Raw genomic sequence first — 22,125 nt, forward strand, 5'->3', positions numbered from 1 at the left:
TCTTTAAATAAACTTCCGTTGCACCTTTTTGCCATCATACGAGAACCGCGCCTTTTTGTCCTCCACGACGGTCTGCAGATGAACGGTGCGCCCCCATAATGAGTAGATATGCGGGAGTGTTCGCTCCAGGTACTTCAGATCCAGCTCGATACTTTCATAGCGGTGGGTGATAAATAACTCGCCATTCTTCTCGAAGTCGGCATCCTCTATGACCAAGTAAGGTGACCCGCCATTGACTCGAGCGAGCACCAGTTGATCCCGTACGTTTTCCCATGCTTTGTCGGTGATTTTCCATTCCGGCCCTTTTTTCTCAAAAACATAAAGATCGAGGTCGTTCACCAGTTCTTTGGACAGATAGCTGCGGATAAAAGAAGTATCAGACTCCAACTCGCGAACCTCAAATATTTTCTCTCGGTCCCAGCGGCGTTCGATGTCTTCGAAGATTTTTAGACCAAGATAGTATGGATTCAGGCTTTGCCGTGAAGGCTGCACGACGGAGGAATTTAGTTTAGCGTATTCTACGGTTTCTTCTTCGGTCAGATCCAGTTCACGAACGATGCGCTGATGCCAGTACGAAGCCCAGCCTTCGTTCATGATCTTCGTCTCCATTTGTGGCCAGAAGTAGAGCATTTCATCATGAAGCATCGTCATAATATCGCGCTGCCAATCCTCCAAGACGGTGGAATATTGCTGGATGAACCAGACAATATCTTTTTCCGGCTCAGGTGGGAACGCACGATTTCCGGATGATGCTTCCTGTGGTCCAGAATTTCTCTTGTCTAGATTCCATAACTCGTCGTACGGATTAGCTGGTTTGGAGCCACCCGGAGGGGCATCCTTGAGTTCTTTCATTTTGGCTTCCAGCAGATGGGTCTTACCTAGCTTGCGCGGCTGAATCAGGCTGGGATCTATATGCTCTTGAATGGCCAGCACCGAATCAATGAATTTCTCCACAGCATCGGTGCCGTAGGTTACTGAATAACCCGCGATTCGGTCCGCAGTAGCCGACATGCTCTCGACCATATCCCGGTTGGACATGGAGAAACGCATGTTATTTTTGAAAAAATCGCAGTGCGCCAGCACGTGAGCTACGATCAGTTTGTTCTGAATCAGCGAGTTTCCGTCGAGCAGGAAGGCATAACAAGGGTTGGAGTTAATGACGAGCTCGTATATTTTACTCAGCCCGAAATCGTATTGGGATTTCATTTTGTGAAATGTTTTTCCGAAGCTCCAATGACCAAATCTTGTCGGCATTCCATACGCACCGAATGTATAAATAATATCGGCAGGACATATTTCATAACGCATGGGATAAAAATCCAAGCCGAAGCCAGTAGCTATTTCCGTAATTTCTGCAATCGCCCGCTCCAACGCATTAATTTCTTCGCTTGGCATGATTCTGTACTCCCTCCTATAATTCTGTAGATCCAACCTGAATAAACCCTCACGAAATGGGGTTTGGCTTCATATAGATGGGTCGATCAATGTAGTTCATATTATGTATATGGGTAGGGGGAGGGCAATATGACGAACTCTTCCTCGCTGTCACTATGGCACAAAACTATCGAATGCCGGGAGTATCCATTGTATATTTCTCAATATGAAAGCTACAGCATTGCATATTTAATTTAATTAAATATAAATAAGTTTAAATGAACACCGTTTTGGTATTTACAATCGCCTATGCATGTGCTACTTTAGCGATGTAACCGTATTCATATATACATTTATTAAATAATTAATAAAAATGTAAATCTTGTTTGGACCATTCCTTATTCAGCCTAAATCTAACAAGTGGGAGTGGTAAGGATGGAAATCCTACTCGGTTGACGTTGTTGAGCTATAGGAATGAGCAGATGAACTGAGTATAGCTGCACATCCCAGTGCTACTCCTCAGTGATTATGATTATGGAGGTAAAAATGCGTAAATTTAAAATAAATATTTTATGGAAATTTCTACTTTCATATATCATTGTCTTGATGCTGCCGCTTTCTGTTATTATCTTTTATTACTATCCATATTCCAATTCGATTGTGAAGAATAAAATATTGGACTGGAATACACATATTACCGAGCAAGTAGCCAGCAGTATGGATCTGTTTATGCGGCCCATCTATTCTCTCCCAACTTCGATTGTAGCTAATCCTGAGATCAAATTATCCTTATTAAAAAATGATGCATACCAGCGATACGTCGTGGCTAATGAGATGAAGAAATACAAAACAACGGATACCCTCTTGAATGATACTTTCTTATATATCAAACAAAGTGGGTATCTGTTCTCAAGTACAGGGTATATCTATGAGTTGGAGCGCTTTATGAACCCCAAGAATGGTTATGTTTATACGTCTTGGAGTCAAGAGCAGTTCAGCCAAGAGATCAATGTAATCAACGCTATTCAAGTTCGCCCTTCAGAGGATGTTGCCATTCTTGGCGAAGGACGCGTTAAGATGATTACGGTGATGATTCCTCTACCTCTAGGTGTCGACCAATCCGAAGGCTGCGTCATCTATATGATCAGGCATGATACGATCGAGCGAATGATGAAGTCAGTGTCTAATAGCTATACAGGAGATTTCATCATCCTTGATCAAAATAACACCCCTATCTTCTCCCTCAACCAACGTGATGATTTGCGTCAGGCAAATTTCAAGCAATTTATTAAGCAGCTGCAAGCATCGCCATCAGGCGGTGAAATGGATTATGACGGAGAAGCTTATATTGCCTCCCAGACCGTATCCAAGCAGAATGGCTGGAAATACATAAGCATGAATCCGCTGGAATCGGTACTTCTGGAGACGAAGGAAACGCAGCGCAACACAATTATTCTGGTTATATCCATCCTGCTCACTGAGATTATTATCATCTATTTATCCATCCGTAATAATTATGCCCCGATTAAGTCTCTTGTCCAATTCTCCAGACATGCATTTAAAGGCAACACGGAAAGTGGTGGCAATGAGTTTGATATTATACGCTCTACAATCCAGAATCTGTTCCAGTCGAAAGAGCAATTAGATCGGAATGTCCAAAGTATCGTTCCGAAGTTACGTGATAATATTCTATATGAAATCATAAGTGGACAGTACTCTTCACTTCAAGACATGCTGCTAGAGGCAAAGTCCTATGGCATCACCTTTACGTATGCGAAATGCACGACTGTGGTCATCAATGTGATTGGAGATATCGAGCAAGTATTTGAAATTGTGAAGAGCGTTAAATTACAGCCCGAGGATGCAATGGAAGGGTATTTTATTCGGAGTATTCATAATGATGATATTCTATTTATTTCCACACATACAGCGGAGCAAGCATTACGGGAGATGTTCATGAAGCTGCAGGGTGAGATTGAATTGGTTACTGGCGCTAAGCTTGTGATCGGAATAGGAAATACCGTTGATAGCCCAGGCGAATTTCATGCTTCTTATATTAATGCGCTTAGAACAGTCGAACATTTGCGCATCAAGAATGAAGATTCCATCCTGTCCTTTCATGATCTGATGCAGCAGAGGAATGAGCCTGTTCCTTATCCGGCTGAAACGATTCAATCACTGGAATTGTTTATCATGACGGGTGATGTCTCTGAAGTGCAGAAAACAGTTCAAAGACTCATTGAATTTCTCCAACATGATCGAACACCTCCCTATATGATTCGGGCTGTATTTGTAAATATCTCGACCATTATATTAAACAATCTGATCCGTTTGAAGCATAAGGAGAATATGGAGCAGCTTGGGATCACATCGTTTCATAATCGTATTACGGTAGCCCAGATCACTGAGATTTTAGAGAAAAGTGCGGATATATTATGTGAATTGATGGCTAGTACGCATACTTCCTCTAAGGCAGCTACATTGGATGAAGTGCTTAAATATATTCAAGAGAATCAGTTTGATATCAACTTCTCACTACAAGCTATTGCCGATCACTTTGGAATGTCGGTGTCGAATTTTAGCCACTATTTCAAGAAGAACGCCGGACAGAACTTTAAAGATTTTATGGATGGGCGCCGAATCAATCATTCGAAGCAGCTGCTTATTCATTCCGATGAAACTATTGATTGGATTGCAGGCAGGGTGGGCTACACTAACCCTTCCAGTTTTATTCGCGCCTTCAAAAAACATGTAGGGGTCACACCTGGGCAATTCAGATTGTTTAACAAGTGAATATCTTCTTGTCTATTGCAGATATAAGCTACGGGGGGATTCAATATGCGAGGAATGAGACGATGGGTTATATGTGTATGTATGCTACCGGTGATTATACTGCTTCAGGGATGCAGTGCGAAGAATGAGTCTGACCATACTACAGAGCGCAATGTAGAGCTGCTAGACAGGGTACAGATTAGCGTGATGACACCTACACATCAGCTATCCAAGAATCTTCAGGATATTCCTTATTTGAATCGCATCGCTACTGACGCAAAAATTCATGTGAACTGGATGCAGAAACGTAACGGATGGGAAGAAGCGAAAAGCACTGCTTTGACAAGCGGAGAAATGCCTGATGCTTTTTTGGCTGGATTGACCGATCAGGATATTATCGCGAATAAGGATAAATTCGTAGACCTTAGTGAATATATCGATAAATATGCCCCGAATATCAAGAGAATGTTTGAGGAAGTTCCCGAAACCAAGCGTGTGAGTACATTTCCCGATGGGAAGATGTATTCTCTTCCCGGTGTAAGACCAATTAATACAGATAGCTATAATGTCTTGATGATTAATAAGAAATGGCTGGATAAGCTTGGACTGACAGAACCGACTACGCTGGATGAACTGCGTGAGGTATTAACCGCCTTTCGCAATGGAGATCCCAATGGCAACGGGAAGCAGGATGAGCTTGGAATGGACTGGTGGGCAGGTGCTGGAGGAAGTCTGGGGAGCAGAGGTCTATTTAGTGTGACCAGTTTACTTGGGGCTTATGGAGTGACAGATAATTTCACCGAAGAGATGATCGGAGTGACGAAAGGGCAGATCTGCTTTTTGTTCGAGAGTGATGAATATAAGAGCTTAGTCTCTTACCTGGCAGAGCTCTGGAAGGAAAAGCTGATCAATCCGGACGTGTTCACGCAAGATTATTCCGGGATGAAAGCGAGTGCGCAACAAGATGATGTGGCAACGGTTGGTGTGACCTTCGGTTGGTCATTAACAGACCGCGTTGGTAAATGGGCCAACGAATATGTGGCTTTGCCACCGCTGCGTAGCGGTAGTAATGTGGCGCCATTATGGCCAATGAGTCCTTCTCGCGTAAGAATAACAACCAATCTGTTTAGCATGACAACAGCTAATCCGCATCCTGTCGAGACCATTCAATGGATTGATCAATTCTACTCCGAGGAAAATTCGATCCAAGGCTATTACGGCTCCATGCCTGATTATGTGACTAAGGAACTTGACGGTATATATACCATAGTTCCCGCTCCAGAAGGTGATCAAGATACACAGCAATGGACGAATGCTCTCGTGGATAATGGTCCGCTATACTTTTCGCAATCATTGGAGAACAAAACGATTGTTCCTCCCGCGGTAACGATCCGAAGAGAATTGGACAGCATCTATAAAGCTTATGAGCCTAAATCAGTGGACATTTATCCGATGATTAAATTTTCGTCAGAAGAGCTTAATGAAATGGCCTTGGCAAAATCAGATATATTTAAGCTGGTCGATGAGAAATTTGCGGAATGGATTATGAATTCAACGGTAGATAAGGAATGGGATCAGTATATTAATCAGCTGAAACAAATGGGACTGCCAGTACTGTACAGAATATATCAACAGGGTTATGAGGATTATTATGCTCAACCAAATTTGAACGTCAACAATAATTGAAAACGCATTCAAAAAACGCCCAAAACCATTGAATTGTTAACGCTTTCAAATATTGCGAATGCTTAAATTCTTGTTCGTATACAGCCGCCTCAACCCCGGGTTAAAGTTGCGATGTAGCCGTCATGTGAAATGCGAGCAGTAAGAAGCAATAAATTGTATTCCAATTGCTTGCCTCGCAGCTTGAACGTGCGCTTTAAACCAAAAAGGGAGGTTCGTTGTATGAGGGAATATTTGTTAAAGGTAATGAAGCCCGTATTAGCACTTAGCCTATTTGGAACAATTCTTGCGGGGTGTGGAGGCGGGAGTAATGATGGTGCCTCTTCTTCTGATTCAAGTTCGTCAACGAATTCTACAACCGGTACAGTAAAACTAAAAGGGATCATGCTGAAACATCCTCTTACGCAAGAATTCTCCAAAATGGAATGGTTGACCAAGGTTGAGGAGCAAGTGGGGGTAGATATTGAGTGGCAAGAAATTTCAGCGGACTGGGATCAGAAAAAAGGCGCTTTGTTAGCCGGAGGAGATATTCCGGATATCCTTATAGGACCGAATGTGATCACGGATGCTGATTTTGCCCAGTTCACCGGACTCTTTCAGGATTTAACCGAGCTCATTTCAACAGGCGGCCCTAACATTCAACAGATGTTTACTGAGAAGCCGGAGACCAAATTAATCGCTACACAGCTGGATGGGAAAATATACGGTTTACCAAAATATCAACGATTCTGGCCGGATACGGTAAGTCGGCAATATATCAATAAACAATGGTTAGACAATTTAGGTCTCAAGGAACCGACTAATTGGGATGAATTATATAATGTGCTCCTGGCGTTCAAAGAGAAGGATGCCAATGGGGACGGTGATGTAAATGATGAAATTCCTATGGATTTCGCTCCGGTGGGGACGACAGGATTTGGTTATTTTCAGCCACAAATATTGCTTGGCAGTTTAGGTATTACATTAACGGATAGTAGTGGTCAAGGATATTTCACCGAGGGTGGCCAGATTAAAAATTACTTTGTGGATGATCGATACAAGCAGTTCGTGGAATTCATGAATAAGTGCTGGCAAGCTGGCTTAATTAACCCGGAAGCCTTCACGCAGGATTATTCCAAATTCCAATCGGTTGCGCGCGGCAGCGGGGACAAAGCGAAGGTCGGCTTTTCATGGGGTTGGGAAGTAACGGACCGCTTTGGCAACACCTTGGCTCCACAATATGAGTCGATCGCTCCGCTTAAAGTGTCGGCGGATTCAACGATTAAGCAGTCCTATGACTATGACGGTTATTCATTGAATTTCGGCGGTAATATGGTCGTCATGTCTGCTAAGTCCAAGAATAAAGAAGCGGCAATGAAATTTATTAATGAGCTGTATAATCCTACAGTTAGTATGCAGGTACTATTCGGATCACTTGGTACGAACATTAAAGATAATGGAGATGGAAGCTACGCGGTCCTGCCACCTACTGACAGCCAAATGGACCCAGGCACATGGAAGTGGACATCAACCTGGGCGGATAATGGACCTACCTTTATCTCCGATTCATTGAAACTGACACTTGGAACTGATATGCAATCTGTTGGCAAACAGACAGAGCCGCTGCAGGCGGTCCTCAGTGGGATTGACAAGGATAACGATATTTTACCAAGCATGTTCATTAAATATAACCCGGAAGACAACAATGCCATGGTGTTAGTGAATACGAATATGATTAATCTGGCGATGTCTAAGTTCTCGCAGTGGGTTACCAAAGGGGGAGTTACCAAGGAATGGGACTCCTATGTGAGTAACATTAAGCAGATGGGGCTGGATAACAACTTGTCCACTATGCAGAAATACTATGATGATTACAAAAGTAAGAAATAAGCTGTAAAGATTTATAGAACATCCGGAGACGGCTTTTCTTTACAGGATGAAGAGAAGCTGTCTCCTTATAAAGGAGGCTTATGATGTCCTCAATAACTCCCAATAAACATAGAAGAAATCTAATGGAGCTTAAACGCGACTATCAATTATGGATTATGATAATTCCGGCGATCGTTGTAGTTATCATCTTCAACTATATTCCAATGTATGGAATTCAGCTTGCCTTCAGGGATTATGATTTTTCGCGTGGATTGGCAGGTGGGGCCTGGCGCGGTCTGCATTATTTCTCACAATTCATCAATAACTATCAGTTTTGGGATTTGATGAGAAATACTGTGATTATTAGCATCACAACAATCGTTCTTGGATTTCCAGCACCGATCATACTAGCGCTCATACTGAATCAAGTGAAATGGTTTCGCACTAAGAAGCTGCTGCAGACCATCGTATATATGCCTCATTTTATCTCAATTGTAGTTATGGTTGGATTGCTGAATGTTCTCCTGTCACCGAATACAGGAATCCTTGGTCAACTGATCTCCAAGCTTGGCGATACGGACATTAATTTGCTGGCCTCCACGAATTCATTCGTCCCGGTGTTTGTGATTTCGGATATATGGCAGCATGCTGGATGGAACAGTATTATTTATCTGGCCGCATTATCAACAGTGAGTCCAAGTCTCTATGATGCTGCCAAAATTGACGGAGCGAACAAATGGAAGATGATTCTGCATATCGATATCCCTGCCTTGGTTCCGACAATTATCATATTATTTATTCTGAGTATGGGGAATGTACTGGGAACCGGATTCGAGAAGGTATTCTTGATGCAGAATTCATTGAACCTTCCCGTATCAGAGGTCATTTCCACCTATGTTTATAAAATCGGTATTCTTTCCAATCAATTCAGTTATTCGTCAGCCATCGGATTATTTAATACCGTCATCAATTTTTTCTTTCTGGTTACCATGAACTGGATTTCCAAACGCAACTCAGATATTAGCCTCTGGTAAATGGAACGAACATCGAAAGGTGATGCTTATGCAGGCAACAACTAATCACAAGCGCAGCACGGGTGAGATTCTATTTGATATTTCGATCATTATCTTATGTGTTCTAATTTTCCTGATCGTCGCTTATCCCTTGTACTTTGTTATTATTGCTTCTGTCAGTGACCAGACATTGGTCTCCACAGGCAAGGTTACTCTATTTCCCAGAGGAATCAGTTTCTTTGGCTACGAGCAAATTTTTCAGGATATGCGTATTTGGATAGGCTACAAGAATACCATTATTTATACAGTTTTAGGAACATTGTTTAATTTGCTTCTTACGATCCCTGCAGCGTATACACTATCCAGACCAGAGTTCCGTGCACGCCGGTTTCTAATGTTTTTCTTCGTTTTTACATTATTTTTTAATGGCGGACTAATTCCAACGTATATCCTGATGAAGGATCTATCCTTGACTAATTCGATGTGGGTCTTCATTCTTCCCTTTGCAGTGAATGTGTTTAATCTCATTATTGCACGTACGTTCTTTGAAGCTTCACTACCTAAAGAAATTTATGAATCCGCTGCATTGGATGGATGTACTCATTTTAAATTTTTCTTCTATATTGCGATCCCTTTATCTAAGTCCGTAATATCGGTCATTGCGCTGTATTATCTGGTAGCACATTGGAATGATTTTTTTACTGGGCTTATCTACATTCATTCGAATGACTTGCAGCCGTTACAAATCATTTTGCGTGATATTCTGTTATCCAACCAGGTTTTCTCTCAAGGCGGAGGCTCGGGCGGCAGTGCAGGCGGATATGCTCAGCAATTTGCTGACCAGGTTAAGTATGGAGTTATTATTGTATCTACTTTACCGATTCTCATCGTATATCCGTTTATTCAGAAGTATTTTGAAAAAGGTGTTATGATCGGTTCGATAAAGGGCTAGGAGAACAAACAAACACAATCAGCCGGCGAGATATATTCTCGGCCGGTTATTTTTGTTCTTCAAAACTAAGCACTGCATCGCATGTTTCCGTCTTTATTGAAAACAGTAAATATACTTTCTGAAATTTCCATTGACGCACATTAAGTTTTCAAGGTATATTAAACATTGTTTTAAACAGTGTTTAATTGCATGACGAGTTAAGGAGAGTTCTATGACGAAGGAGAAGATTTTAGACGCAACGCTGCATTTAATTAAGTCCGAAGGGATTGATAGTGTTACCATTCGGAAGATTGCTAGTGAAGCTGGTACTAATGTAGCGCTAATTAATTATTATTTCGGGTCGAAAGAAAAACTTATGCATGAAGCAATGAAGATGATCCTGGAAACATTCCGCTCGGCATTTGATATATTCGATGCTCTGGAATATCAGCCAATCGAACGACTGAAACAATTTATTTTAACGTACGCCTTATTTCTTAAAGATTATCCTGATCTGCTCAAGCGGATTCTTGGTCATGATCCAATGTTTGAATCGGTAGCCGAATATGTACATTTTATGAAGCAACAAGGGTTCGAGAAATTAAGCACAGTCATGACAGAAGTGACGGGTGTAACCGATCGAAAGACCATATTGTTGATGACACAGCATATGTTTGCTGCCATTATGTCACTGTTCACCAAAGTGAATCCTGTTACTAAATGTCAGCCGAACAACTGCATTCAATCGTCTTTACTCGATATTCCTATATCGATTGAGGAAAGTATTGATTTGTTTTTCGAGCATTATTTTCACAAATATTCAGTCAAAATTTAGAAAGCAGAGGTATCACAATGACTTCAAATACTGCAACAAAACCCCTTACGCAGGAAGGGGACACGTTCTCCCTGAAAGCTATTCTGCCACCTTTGCTTGCGATAATCGTCGGTATGATTATGGTTATTCTGGACAGTACAGTTGTTAACAATGCAGTTCCTAAACTAGTGGAATATTTCCATACTGATCTAAAGACAATTCAATGGGCAATAACGGGGTACACATTAGCACTATCCGCAGTAATTCCACTTGCTGGTTGGATGACCGATAAATTTGGATCAAAGCGTATTTTCCTTGTAACGATTGTGCTGTTTACATTAGGGTCTGTTCTATGCGGCTTAGCGCAATCACCTGAACAACTAATTTTATTCCGTATTATTCAAGGTCTAGGCGGAGGTATGGTTGCACCGATCGGGATGGCAATGGTATTCAAATTAGCTCCACCCGAACGTCGAGGCTCAATTATGGGTGTTCTTGGAATCCCAATGTTGATGGCGCCAGCTTTTGGTCCTGTAATATCCGGTTATCTTGTCGATTATGTGAGTTGGCACTGGATCTTTATTATCAATTTGCCTATTGGTGTTGTGGCCTTCATTTTGGGTAAGAAATACTTACCGAAGACTGAACCGCAGAAGTCAACACATCTTGATATTCTCGGGATGTGTCTTGCACCGATTGCGTTCGCTATGCTTGCTTATGGTGTAAGCGAAGGTGGAACAGATTGGTCTTCAACGGGTGCTATTACAGGCTTAACAATCGGTGGTATCGCATTAATACTGTTCATTGTGGTGGAGCTTAGACAGAAGTATCCTTTGCTTGAACTGAAGGTATTTAAATCATCTGATTTCACTCGCGGTATTATTCTTACTTGGATCGTACAGATGGCATTATTCGGAGCTACACTGATGATTCCTTTGTATCTACAGAATATTAAAGGTTATACCGCACTTCATACCGGTTGGATCGTGATGCCGCAAGCGTTATGCGCCGGTCTTATGATGCCGATTAGTGGTAGGTTGTTTGATAAAATTGGAGCTCGTCCATTAGCGTTCTGTGGGTTGAGTGTTATCGCCACCGCGATGTTTATTCTCTCGACGGTAACCGTGGATACACCGATTTGGATGGTTATTGTTGCGGTTTGTGTGATGGGGTTAGGTATGGGGTCAACCATGATGCCTCTTAATACACATGTATTAAATTCAGCACCACGTCATTTGGTTAGCCGTGTGACACCGTTGACTTCAGCGGCTCAACAGGTTGTCGTATCCTTCGCAGTAACAGGTCTTACAGCTTATCTGACTTCTCATACAAATACTCATATGGCAACAATCGGAAAGACAGGAAACCCGCAGACTGCCTTAGTAGCCGGCTTTGGAGATACGTTTCTCCTGACCGCTTGTATCGTATGTGTTGGTATTGTTATGTCCCTCATCCTTCGCAAGCCGAAGCTGCAACAAGCTGAAAATATCGGTGAAGAGGTAGATCCAGCGATGATGATGGGTCACTAGTCTTATATAAGCCCCCAAGAAGGTCACTTTATCTAAAGTGTCTCTCTTGGGGGCTTTTCTTTACAGTGACTTTCTATTTCCTCCAAAGATCCAATTGCTTCTGGATCTCCTTACGTACCTTATCAATACCTGCTTCATGAAGTTCATGGTTGAATTTGGGGAGAATGGCATCAACATCGACACTGCCTGTCATAAGACTTGGATAAAATTTGCGCCAGACAATCTCAATGTTGTCAATTTGCTCATTTAGCTCTGACAGATCGGGAGTAAAGCCCAGTACTTGGGACTCCACAACCTTGGAGTTGTAGATGCGGAATTGCTCCCACTTGTTTAGTGGGTCAGGGTAGATTCCACCTAATGTACTTAAGATAAACCAGTTTCCCTGAGTGTATTGTATGCCAGTGTAGCCACCGTTCGCCTTGGGAAGAGGATTTCCTTGACTGTCTTTTATCGAACTTAGGACAACCTGGTCATTCTGATCCAGTGTATAATGAACGCCTTCAATGCCGTATTGAAATAAGTTACGCAGGTCAGGATCGGTATTCAATAAGTTTAGAAATTTGATGCTCTCCACAGGATGCTTCGTATGTGCATTCACAACCATCATCCCTCCGCGCACAGCTTCAGTAGTTGCCACCTCGGGTGTTACTGGATTGGTTACAATTTTATACCCCAGATCGTTACTCCAGACGCTCTCAGAGAGTGGACCGCCACTACCAGATTCCCAAAATACCTTTACACCATGTTTCAAACTTCCTGGTTCTCGCAAAGCGGCGTCTTGATTAATGAACCCTAATTGATAGTAACGTCTTAACGTATCCAATATATGTTTGGCTTCACGGGTTTCGAAGATATTGACCACAGGAGCAGTAGGATCCAGAGATTGGATCATTAATGGGAGTCTGTTGTCCCCAATATATTCGTAGCCGTACATAGCAAAAAAATTGTGTGAGTCTCGATCAAGCTCCATGGGCAAATAATCGGGTTCATTTTTTTGTATCATGCGAAGCAGCGGTTCGAGCGATTCCAGTGTGTTATATTGGTTAACTTTAATATTGTATTTTTCTACCAGAGAATCAGGATACATCCAATTCTCGCGTACAGCCAATTCTTTGTTGGTGGGGACGCCGTAGATGAACCCGTCATCCATCTCAGCACCCTTCCAAAAGATGGGGTCTATTGCAAGGTACATTTCTTTGGCTAGATTCATCAAATAGTCATCTAACTTCAGCCATACCCCACGTTTGGCATATTTAGCATAATCCGGAGCAAAAGCAATATCAAAAGGGCTGTCAGAGGAGATCATTGTATTCATGCGATCAGCATATTCCTGCCAACCAATTTTATTATAGGTTATGGTAATTCCAATTTTTTTCATCAATATGTCGTTAATTTTGTTGTTAACAAGGGCCAGATCCTTATCAGGATCACCGATTGTATAATAAATCAGATTTACCGTGGGTTCTGCATTAAAGTTCGCAGCGTTCAAGTTCTGCTTGGTGCAGCCAGTTAACAATGTAATGAACAGCAGAATAATGCCACAGATGAAGCAGCTATATCTATTCATGACACGGCCCCCTAAATCACTTTGCAATATACATCCAGCCTTAACTTTTCATCCGTAAACTTGAGGGAGAGGTACCAAAATGATTTTGAAATTGTGTATAAAAATAGTTCAGGTTGTTATAACCAACAGAAAGGGCAATCCAGTGTATTTTCTCATTAGTCGTTTGGATAAGCTCTTGTGCACGATACATCCGATAGCTCATTAGATACTCTGAGAACTTCATACTTGTTTCTTTAATGAAGATTTGTCCAAGATAGGTACTGTTCATTTGAAATCGATCAGCAACGGATTTTAATGAAATATTATGAGCGAATTCTGTTTTAATCATAATTAATATACGATTGACCAGCTTTGAGAAGGCATCGTAATGTATTCCAAGTACAGGATCAATACTCATGGAGTCAGCATTCACATCTCTAATCGTGCCATGTAAGTCTTCGATAATTATTTTTTCAATGACCTCCTGCAGCTTGATTCGATCCACAGGCTTTAATAGGTAATCCTTTACTCCGCAACGAATAGCTTGCTGGGCATATTGAAAGTCACTATAGCCGCTTATAATAATATATTTGGTTGGAAGGCTCACTTCATTTAGCTTTTGGATAGCATCATACCCTAGATTCTTGCCAATACACACATCGATAATAGCAATGTCAGGTATTAAATCTACAGCTTTAAATACAGCATCTTCAGTGGATTCACTTGTTTCTATTTGTTTGAATCCGTAATGCTCCCAATCCAGAATACGTTTCATACCTTCCAAAATCTGAGGTTCATCATCCACAATCAAAAGTTTGTACATATCTAATCACCTCTTTTAGAAATCTGTACAGAGATTTTGACACCAGCTTCGTCATTATTCTCAATGGTAATCGAGAAATCCTCTTGATAGAAAAATTGTAGCCGGGCATAGACATTATATAGTCCGATGCTATTGGTGGCATGGTCATTATTACTTGAAAGGACCCGTCTGATGGCTGTTAGCTGTTCTTCATCAATTCGTACTCCATTGTCAATGAAATCCAGTCTATAGTAGTCTTCATCTTCCCAGCCTGACACGATAAATAAATTAAATTCTTTATTTATATTAAACCCATGGACGAAGAAATTTTCTGCCAAGGGTTGCATCCAGAATTTAACAGTAGAAAGAGCAAGAATAGTATCTTCAACATCAATTTGGTAAAAAAAGTGCTCAGGATATTTAAACTCCATAATTTGCAGGTATTTTCGTAACAGTTCCAGCTCACTACCTATTGAAATAATATTTTCTTTCTTAACAATTTCTCGATACAACGCTCCTAAGGTTGCAATCGCATCTGCGGTAGGCTCATTCTGATGAACCAATGCAGTAGATCGAATAACCTCCAAGGTATTATAAAGAAAATGTGGATTGATTTGATGTTGAAGCGCTTTCATTTCTGCTTCCTGCTGTTTTAATTTAAGCAAGTATTCGTTTCGAATATATTTGTCTAATTGGTGTATCATATCGTCGACTTCTCGAGCAATCATACCATATTCATTCATACGATAACGTGCAGGCTTATTGGGAGTGAAGTCAGCAGTTTTCGCACGTTTGATTGACTGTATAATACGGTGCAGAAACCGCGAATCATCACGAAGGTTGTAGACTACGAGCAGGAGTACACAGATCATAGCGGTAAAGACGATCATAAATATATTGAGCAATACCGTGCTATGCTGACTTATTAGTGCAGCCAAGTCTACTGTACTAATAAATCGATAATTGTATTTGGTAGATGTAAAGGTAACAAAGAAAATGGGAATATATCCTTTATATACGATAAAGCCATGATTTTTATTATTCGCAACCGCTTGTTGGGTGATTTCTTTCATTATGGATTTATTGTTACCAATAATGAATGTCTCCCCGGTAGAAGGGTTGATTACAGCCGCATTACCGAGTTGATAATTATTTACGATACTGAATATTCGCTTGCTACTGATCTGAAAGTGGATTTCCCCTGGTTCTGTAGCACTTTGATTTAGTTTTTTGCGAGAGACGAAGCCCTTCTGTATACTTTCATCGAAGATTTCGTCAGAATTTGGAACGCCAAACTGGAAGCTAGGAATACCAAAACTATTAAAATAGATAATATTTCCGTAGTCCTTGGTATGAACGCTGATTTGAGTAATATCTCCCTGGGCCCAGCTGTAAAGATATGTTTTAGTATCCTCAGGAAAAGAGAGCAGTGATTGTGATGAATAAGGGCTATTCTCCAATCGTTTAGTCAGATATCCTTCAACGGAAGGGCTCATAAAATAACGGACGTCTTTCATCAGATCCTGATTGGAATACAATCTTTGCATGTAAGCTTCAATCCGATCGGCATCATTCTGAAAGTTGTTCTCAATACGGGAAAAGGCATTCGCAGCTTCAATCCGTGTGTTCCCGATCCATTGATTAATAAGAATAACGCTGGTCATAGTGCCCAGTGTTAACCCGATGGTTACAATGAAGATCAGGTAAGCCCAAAATTTATTGCGATATATTTTAATATGAAAAAAAGAACTCCTCCAAAACCTCATTTGTAATGCCCCCTAAGGTCAGACACATAATATAGAGGAATAAGTCTCTCGCTGCTATGGTTGTGAGAGCATGTAATTCACTGTAAATATATATGAAGCGTAGCTTTAGTTCAAATAAATTTTAAAGTACGAAAGGAAAACACATGGTATATCAGCGCTGATATACCATGTGAGTTCGATAAGCTTTACTTAAAGTAATTGTTGATTTGTTCTTGAGCAACTTGCATGATTTTGTCCATTCCAGCATTTTTCAGCTCAGACAGCAATTTAGGGATTACCTTCTCAGGATCAGAAGCGCCTGTAAGCAATTCATATCTATATTTATCATATACAGCTTGGCAGTTAGCAACTTCAGTCTGCAACTCGCCAATATCAAGTGCGAAGCCTAATACGCTAGATGATGCCGCTTGTTCGTTCAATTTTTTCACTTGTTCCCACTGATCTAGAGGAGCTCCCTTCGTAACCGCAAGATTGAAGAAGGTACCTTGGGAGTATGCTGCCAAAGGCCATGTATCACTGATCCGCTCGATTGATTTCTCTCCGTCAATGCTCTTATAGTCGACGCCTAATTCACCAAATGCAAGCATATTTCGTAATTTTGGATCTGTATTCACTAATTGCAAATATTTCATAGCTTCCACTTTGTATTTGGAATTTGCCGAGATTACATTCATCGAGCCTTGAATTGTACTAGTTGTATACAAAGGCCCAAAAATTTGAGTCATGACGTATTTGTCAATACCTGCGGTGATTTGCCAGCCAGCTTCTGCACCAGGGAAGGCTTGTGCGGAGAAGAATGCTCTGTATTTGTCGCCTTCAGTTTTAGTTGGTGCATCCGGGTTAACAATACCATCTTTATACCACTGATGTAGCAGCTTTAAGTTAGTCATAACTTCCGGTTGTTCAAACACGGACACGACTTTCCGGGAAGCATCCTCAACGTTTACTCCAATAGGATTGAAACCTAAAGTCATATCATCATAATTGTTTAAAATGCCTGGGAAGCCTTCGCCTTGGATCAACTGCAACGGGTAGAAGCTTTTGCCTTCACCAGCTTTCATATCATGGAATGGTTTGTCTAAATCTTGCATCGTTTTAATGTTTTGGTAATCGATATTATATTTTTGTACAAGCTTGTCATCGAATACCCAATATTGAGTTAATGAAGAATCCTTATACGTCGGTACAGCGAAAGTTTTTCCACCAATTTTCACACCATCCCATACTTTGGTAGGGATAGACTTGTAAAGTTCAGGGGCCTCACTTTGTACCAGATCCGTAATGTCCGCGAACGCTCCCATAGCGACCTGCTTACTGTACTTTGTGTTGTTGGTAAACATCATATCAAAGGGTTCACCTGTATTCACAATGGTGTTGATTTTTGTGTCCCATTCTCCCCAGCTAGCCACTTTGATGTCCACTTTGACACCGATTTTCTCAGCGGTGTATTCGTTCATTTGCTCAACGGCTTTACTAAAATTCTCAGGAACCTGTCCGCCGATCAGCCACCATACCAATGTAGGGATTTCCTTGGTGGTTGGTGCATCAGTAGCAGTTGTGCCACTCTCGTTTTCATTGGTTGCTGTGGGCGCCGCTGGCTTCGAGCTGCCACATGCAGCAAGCAGGGACAGCATTAATGCGAGAATACACAATGTTGAGGCGAACTTTAGGGTGTTCTTCACTTTAACTCCTCCTAGTGTTGAATGATGAATAGTACCGTAGTAAAAGTACGGTTATATATCATAAACCAAGCTTGGCTTGGCTTATTTCGGGACTAGCCTTTGACTGCGCCAATGGTAAGGCCGGTAATGAAGTATCTCTGGAAGAAGGGATACGCGCAGGCAACAGGCAACACGATGAGAATAGCAACAGCCATACGGGCAGATTCTTTAGGCATTGTTGCGACAAGCTCAGCAAAGCTGATACCCATGCTTATTGAGTTTCGGGCGAGCGCATCGGCATTGGACATTAAGCTGTTAAGTAACGCTTGTAGCGAATAGAGATTCTGATTATCGATATACAGCATCGATTGAAACCAGTCGTTCCAGTAACCGAAGCAGAGGAACAGTCCAATCGTAGCTAGTACAGGCAAGGAGATTGGGAGAATGATTGAGAAGAAGGTGCGAAACTGACTAGCCCCGTCAATTTCAGCAGATTCGATTAAGCCATCAGGGATCGTGCTCCTGAAAAAGGTTTTACAAATAATAACGTTAAAGGAGGATACTGCGAGCGGCAGGATGAGTGCCCAAACGCTGTTCTTTAATCCCAAGAAATTTGTGTTGATAAAGTAACTGGAGACTAGCCCCCCGTTAAATACCATCGGGATGAATACAACCCAGGTGAGGAAGTTCTTGAGCTTGTAAGCCGGACGTGAAATGACATATCCCATTGTTGTGGTGAGCAGCACGCCAAGTACAGTACCTACGATAGTTACAAGTAGGGATACACCTAACGCACGCAGAATCATCGTTCCTTGCTTGGCGATATAAGAGTAAGCATCTCCGGATAGAACGGTTGGGAAAATGCTGTATCCTGTTTCACGAATATAGGATTCATCGGTAAGCGATATGGATAACACGACGATCACAGGCACGACGCAGGCAATTGCCAGCAGAATAAAAATTAGGGTGAACAAAGCATTGATGCCGTTACTTGTGCGGTTGAATTTCTCCAAGCCAGATTGATAGGTGGGTGTCTTTGCCATTGTCTCTCCTCCTAGATCATTGCACTGTCGGAATCGATTTTTTTAACGATCCAGTTAGCACTCAGGATTGTAATACAGCCCAGCATCGATTGGACGAAAGCGGCAGCGGATGCCATTCCTACGGTGGCGGTTTTTAGCTGTTTATAAACTAGGACATCAACTGTTGTGGCCACATTGTAGAGGGAGTTGGAGTCGCGTGTGACCTGATAGAACAGTCCGAAATCCGTGTAGAAAATACGACCTACTGACAGGATGAACATCATGACAATGACCAGCTTTAGCATGGGTAAGGTAATGAAGCGTGTCTGCTGCCAGATTGAAGCTCCATCAATAACTGCAGCCTCATAATAGGTGCTGTCGATTCCCGTGATGGTTGCCAGATAAATAATCATGCCATAACCTATGCTCTTCCAGATGTTTAAAAAGATAAGAATGTAGGGCCAATATTGCGGTTCCATATACCAATTCACAGCATCATGCCCAATACCCACAAGAAATTGATTGAGGATGCCTTTATCAAAGCTGAAGAAGGCCCAGCCTACAGCAGATACGACTACCCATGACAGAAAGTAGGGCAGAAACATCATGGTCTGATAAACCTTGCTTGCTTTGCGGCTATGCAGCAGGCTGATCATAATGGCGAACATTACCGGCAACACGATGCCAAGAATAATGAAAATGATGTTATACCCTATCGTGTTACGAAGAATGATCCAGGCATCATTTGATTTGAATAAGAATTCAAAGTTTTTGAAGCCGACCCAAGAACTATTTATTACGTTGCTAATAAAGTTGCCGCTGATTTTGAAATTTTTAAAAGCAATAATCATACCGAACATCGGTAAGAAAGAAAATAAGATATACCAGATGAATGTCGGCAAGGCGAGCAGGGTTAACTCGGAATCTTGCTTTCGCCAGTGTATGCGCTTTCTAATTTTGCTACGTTCAATTTTAGTGCTCATATCATCCGCTCCTTCATGTGTTTCATACATGCTGCTATTTGTAACCGCTTTCCCTGAATTAATTTTATAAAGTACAGTGAGATGCTTCCAGTTAAGAAACATGATACTTCAGTCAACAAACGTTAGATTCAGGATGAATTCCCTTTAAATGCGCAAAAAAAACATGTGCTATGGAGATTTATACACATTGCCTCTGTGAGGAGCTTTGGTATTGTATTACAACGCAATTATGGGCGAAAAGCGCAAGAATGACACACTTATAGAACATCAACATAGCGGTGAAACGTATATCATCCCGCAGTACAACACGAAATTCTTGATAAGCGAGAATGACATATTTACGATTTGCTCGATTCTATATAGTGTAAATGTAAGCGCTAGCATTAATGCGATTGATAACAATTCGATAGATAATGATGCTCACTCGATGATCAGAATGTTCTCATCATTACCTATAAGGAGGGGATGTCGCGATGCATGAAACAGGAAGCGTACATATGCGAACTGTGAATTCAGCACCGAAAGAAAAGCGTAAGGGCAGAAACGAGACATGGAAGAAGATTTGTCAGAATTGGGAGCTTTACATTTTTATCGCACCCGCATTCTTTTACTTCCTCATTTTCAGCTATGGACCGATGTATGGGATTCAGATTGCTTTTAAGAACTACATTCCGTCAAAAGGCTATTTTGGCAGTGAATGGGTAGGCTTTGATCATTTCATTCGATTTTTTAACTCGTACTATTTCTGGGATTTGCTGTGGAACACGCTCAGTATTAGCTTGTATGAATTAGCCATTGGATTCCCAATCCCAATTATTCTGGCGCTTGCGTTTAACGAAGTGAAGGATGGCTTCTTCAAGCGACTTGTTCAGACCGTTACGTATGCACCTCATTTCATTTCTGTCGTTGTTATGGCGGGGATGATTATTACCTTCTTGTCTCCATCGAACGGAATGATTATTCATGCCATTGAAAGCTTAGGCTTTAGTGCACCGCAGTTTCTGACAAGCCCTGGTTGGTTTAAGACGATGTATGTATTCACAGGCGTGTGGCAGAGTGCGGGGTGGGGGACGATTATTTATTTGGCGGCACTCTCGGGAGTAGACCCAGGCTTGCATGAAGCGGCAATTATTGACGGAGCCTCTCGCTTCCAGCGTGTTCGCCACATCAATATTCCAACGCTTATACCGACCATGACCATTCTATTAATTCTAAATATGGGTGGCTTGTTAAGTGTAGGTTTTGAGAAAATATTACTTCTGCAAAATTCATTGAATATGTCAAGCTCTGACGTGATTTCAACCTTTGTCTATCGATCTGGTCTTGTCGATGCGCAATATAGCTTCTCAACAGCTGTTGGTTTATTTAACTCCATTGTGAATTGCATCCTGCTTATTACGGTGAATCAAATTGTCCGCCGTACGAGCGAGAACAGTCTATGGTAGAAGGAGGTTGGAATTTATGGTATCAGGTATAAAGCTATCTAAGCGAGATCGAATATTTCTAATTTGCACCTATACGTATGTGACAATTGCATTGTTGTTAGTCGCATATCCCATCTTATATATTATTAGCGCATCGATCAGTGATCCGAAGATGGTTGCTTCCGGTGAAATGTGGCTTCTTCCAAAAGGTATTACCTTTAAGGGGTATGAAATTGTATTTCAGAACTCGAAGATTTGGACGGGGTATGGAAATACGATTTTGTATACATTGCTAGGCACAACGATTAACTTGGTCGTTACGATGCCAGCGGCATATGCACTCAGTCGTAAGGACTTTGTAGGCCGTGGGTTTTTCATGGGGATGTTCATGGTAACGATGTTCATTGGAGGGGGTCTCGTCCCTACATACATGTTGGTAAAAGGGCTAGGCATGGTCAACACGATGTGGGCACTAGTACTTCCTGGCGCAGCGTCAATCTGGAATATTATTGTCTCTCGTACCTTCTTCGCGAACTCCATTCCAGCTGAGCTTCAAGATGCGGCTCAAATCGATGGCGCGACGAATATTCGCTTATTCCTGCGGATTGTTCTCCCGTTATCGATGCCAATTATCGCAGTTATGGCCTTATTCTACGGGGTAGGGCATTGGAACAGCTATTTCGGCGCCATGATCTACCTGAATGATGATGCGAAGTATCCATTGCAGCTTGTGCTTCGTCAGATTCTCGTGCTTCAGGAAATGCAATCTCAAGTAGGTGGCATTATCGATGCGACAGCTGCAGCAGCCCAGAACAACAAGGCAGAAATTGCTTCACTTGTGAAGTATGGAGTCATTATCGTATCTACGCTTCCGATTATTGCTGTCTATCCATTCTTGCAACGTTATTTCGTGCAAGGTGTCATGATTGGCTCTGTTAAGGGTTGATCTTAAGATAC

Annotated in this window: 17 protein-coding genes; 10 read left to right on the top strand and 7 right to left on the bottom strand. The window is 41.7% G+C overall.

What is annotated here, in order from left to right:
• Positions 1-3: 3 nt before the first annotated feature.
• Positions 4-1,395 carry a SpoVR family protein gene (locus H70737_RS08200; protein WP_042186254.1) on the bottom strand — a complete coding sequence of 464 codons (1,392 nt, stop codon included), beginning with the start codon at positions 1,393-1,395 and terminating at the stop codon, positions 4-6.
• Positions 1,396-1,920: 525 nt separating this feature from the next.
• Between H70737_RS08200 and H70737_RS08205 the strand changes: the two genes are divergently transcribed.
• The 7 genes from H70737_RS08205 to H70737_RS08235 all read left to right on the top strand — a co-directional run bounded on the left by H70737_RS08205 (position 1,921) and on the right by H70737_RS08235 (position 11,964).
• Positions 1,921-4,167: a helix-turn-helix domain-containing protein gene (locus H70737_RS08205; RefSeq protein WP_042186255.1), complete on the top strand. Its 2,247-nt coding sequence runs from the start codon at positions 1,921-1,923 to the stop codon at positions 4,165-4,167.
• A gap of 45 nt (positions 4,168-4,212) precedes the next feature.
• Positions 4,213-5,832: an extracellular solute-binding protein gene (locus H70737_RS08210; protein WP_042186256.1), complete on the top strand. Its 1,620-nt coding sequence runs from the start codon at positions 4,213-4,215 to the stop codon at positions 5,830-5,832.
• Positions 5,833-6,051: 219 nt separating this feature from the next.
• Entirely contained in the window at positions 6,052-7,698 is a 1,647-nt protein-coding gene (locus H70737_RS08215; protein WP_081951067.1) for an extracellular solute-binding protein, read from the top strand.
• A 122-nt stretch (positions 7,699-7,820) separates the two neighbouring features.
• The gene (locus H70737_RS08220; protein WP_231573407.1) at positions 7,821-8,711 is read left to right on the top strand and encodes an ABC transporter permease; all 891 of its coding nucleotides are present in this window, start codon (positions 7,821-7,823) and stop codon (positions 8,709-8,711) included.
• Positions 8,712-8,739: 28 nt separating this feature from the next.
• Positions 8,740-9,642: a carbohydrate ABC transporter permease gene (locus tag H70737_RS08225; protein WP_156113080.1), complete on the top strand. Its 903-nt coding sequence runs from the start codon at positions 8,740-8,742 to the stop codon at positions 9,640-9,642.
• A 211-nt stretch (positions 9,643-9,853) separates the two neighbouring features.
• Positions 9,854-10,456 (top strand): TetR/AcrR family transcriptional regulator, encoded by a 603-nt coding sequence (locus H70737_RS08230; RefSeq protein ID WP_042186259.1) that lies wholly within the window; start codon positions 9,854-9,856, stop codon positions 10,454-10,456.
• Positions 10,457-10,473: 17 nt separating this feature from the next.
• Positions 10,474-11,964: an MDR family MFS transporter gene (locus tag H70737_RS08235; protein ID WP_042186261.1), complete on the top strand. Its 1,491-nt coding sequence runs from the start codon at positions 10,474-10,476 to the stop codon at positions 11,962-11,964.
• 73 nt (positions 11,965-12,037) lie between these two features.
• Here H70737_RS08235 and H70737_RS08240 read toward each other — a convergent pair whose 3' ends face one another.
• The 6 genes from H70737_RS08240 to H70737_RS08265 form a co-directional block, all read right to left on the bottom strand.
• Complete coding sequence (locus H70737_RS08240; RefSeq protein ID WP_042186263.1) at positions 12,038-13,531, bottom strand: ABC transporter substrate-binding protein; 1,494 nt, start codon at positions 13,529-13,531, stop codon at positions 12,038-12,040.
• A gap of 40 nt (positions 13,532-13,571) precedes the next feature.
• Positions 13,572-14,333 carry a response regulator transcription factor gene (locus H70737_RS08245; RefSeq protein ID WP_042186265.1) on the bottom strand — a complete coding sequence of 254 codons (762 nt, stop codon included), beginning with the start codon at positions 14,331-14,333 and terminating at the stop codon, positions 13,572-13,574.
• A gap of 2 nt (positions 14,334-14,335) precedes the next feature.
• The gene (locus tag H70737_RS08250) at positions 14,336-16,078 is read right to left on the bottom strand and encodes a sensor histidine kinase (protein WP_156113081.1); all 1,743 of its coding nucleotides are present in this window, start codon (positions 16,076-16,078) and stop codon (positions 14,336-14,338) included.
• A 185-nt stretch (positions 16,079-16,263) separates the two neighbouring features.
• On the bottom strand, positions 16,264-17,760 hold the full coding sequence (locus H70737_RS08255; RefSeq protein ID WP_042186267.1) for an ABC transporter substrate-binding protein: 1,497 nt from the start codon (positions 17,758-17,760) through the stop codon (positions 16,264-16,266).
• Between the two features lie 92 nt (positions 17,761-17,852).
• A complete protein-coding gene (locus H70737_RS08260) occupies positions 17,853-18,782 on the bottom strand; it encodes a carbohydrate ABC transporter permease (protein WP_042186269.1) in 930 nt (309 codons plus the stop codon).
• An 11-nt stretch (positions 18,783-18,793) separates the two neighbouring features.
• Complete coding sequence (locus H70737_RS08265) at positions 18,794-19,744, bottom strand: ABC transporter permease (protein ID WP_042193514.1); 951 nt, start codon at positions 19,742-19,744, stop codon at positions 18,794-18,796.
• A gap of 211 nt (positions 19,745-19,955) precedes the next feature.
• On the opposite strand from H70737_RS08265, the gene H70737_RS08270 reads away from it, so the two are divergent.
• The 3 genes from H70737_RS08270 to H70737_RS08280 are packed head-to-tail and all read left to right on the top strand — an operon-like array spanning position 19,956 to position 22,114.
• Entirely contained in the window at positions 19,956-20,225 is a 270-nt protein-coding gene (locus H70737_RS08270; protein WP_042186271.1) for a hypothetical protein, read from the top strand.
• Positions 20,226-20,241: 16 nt separating this feature from the next.
• Positions 20,242-21,189, top strand: coding sequence for an ABC transporter permease (locus H70737_RS08275; RefSeq protein WP_156113214.1), 948 nt, complete (start codon positions 20,242-20,244; stop codon positions 21,187-21,189).
• 16 nt (positions 21,190-21,205) lie between these two features.
• On the top strand, positions 21,206-22,114 hold the full coding sequence (locus H70737_RS08280; protein WP_042186276.1) for a carbohydrate ABC transporter permease: 909 nt from the start codon (positions 21,206-21,208) through the stop codon (positions 22,112-22,114).
• Positions 22,115-22,125: the final 11 nt, after the last annotated feature.

Origin of the sequence: Paenibacillus sp. FSL H7-0737 (genome assembly GCF_000758545.1) — a bacterium.
GTDB lineage: Bacteria > Bacillota > Bacilli > Paenibacillales > Paenibacillaceae > Paenibacillus_AQ.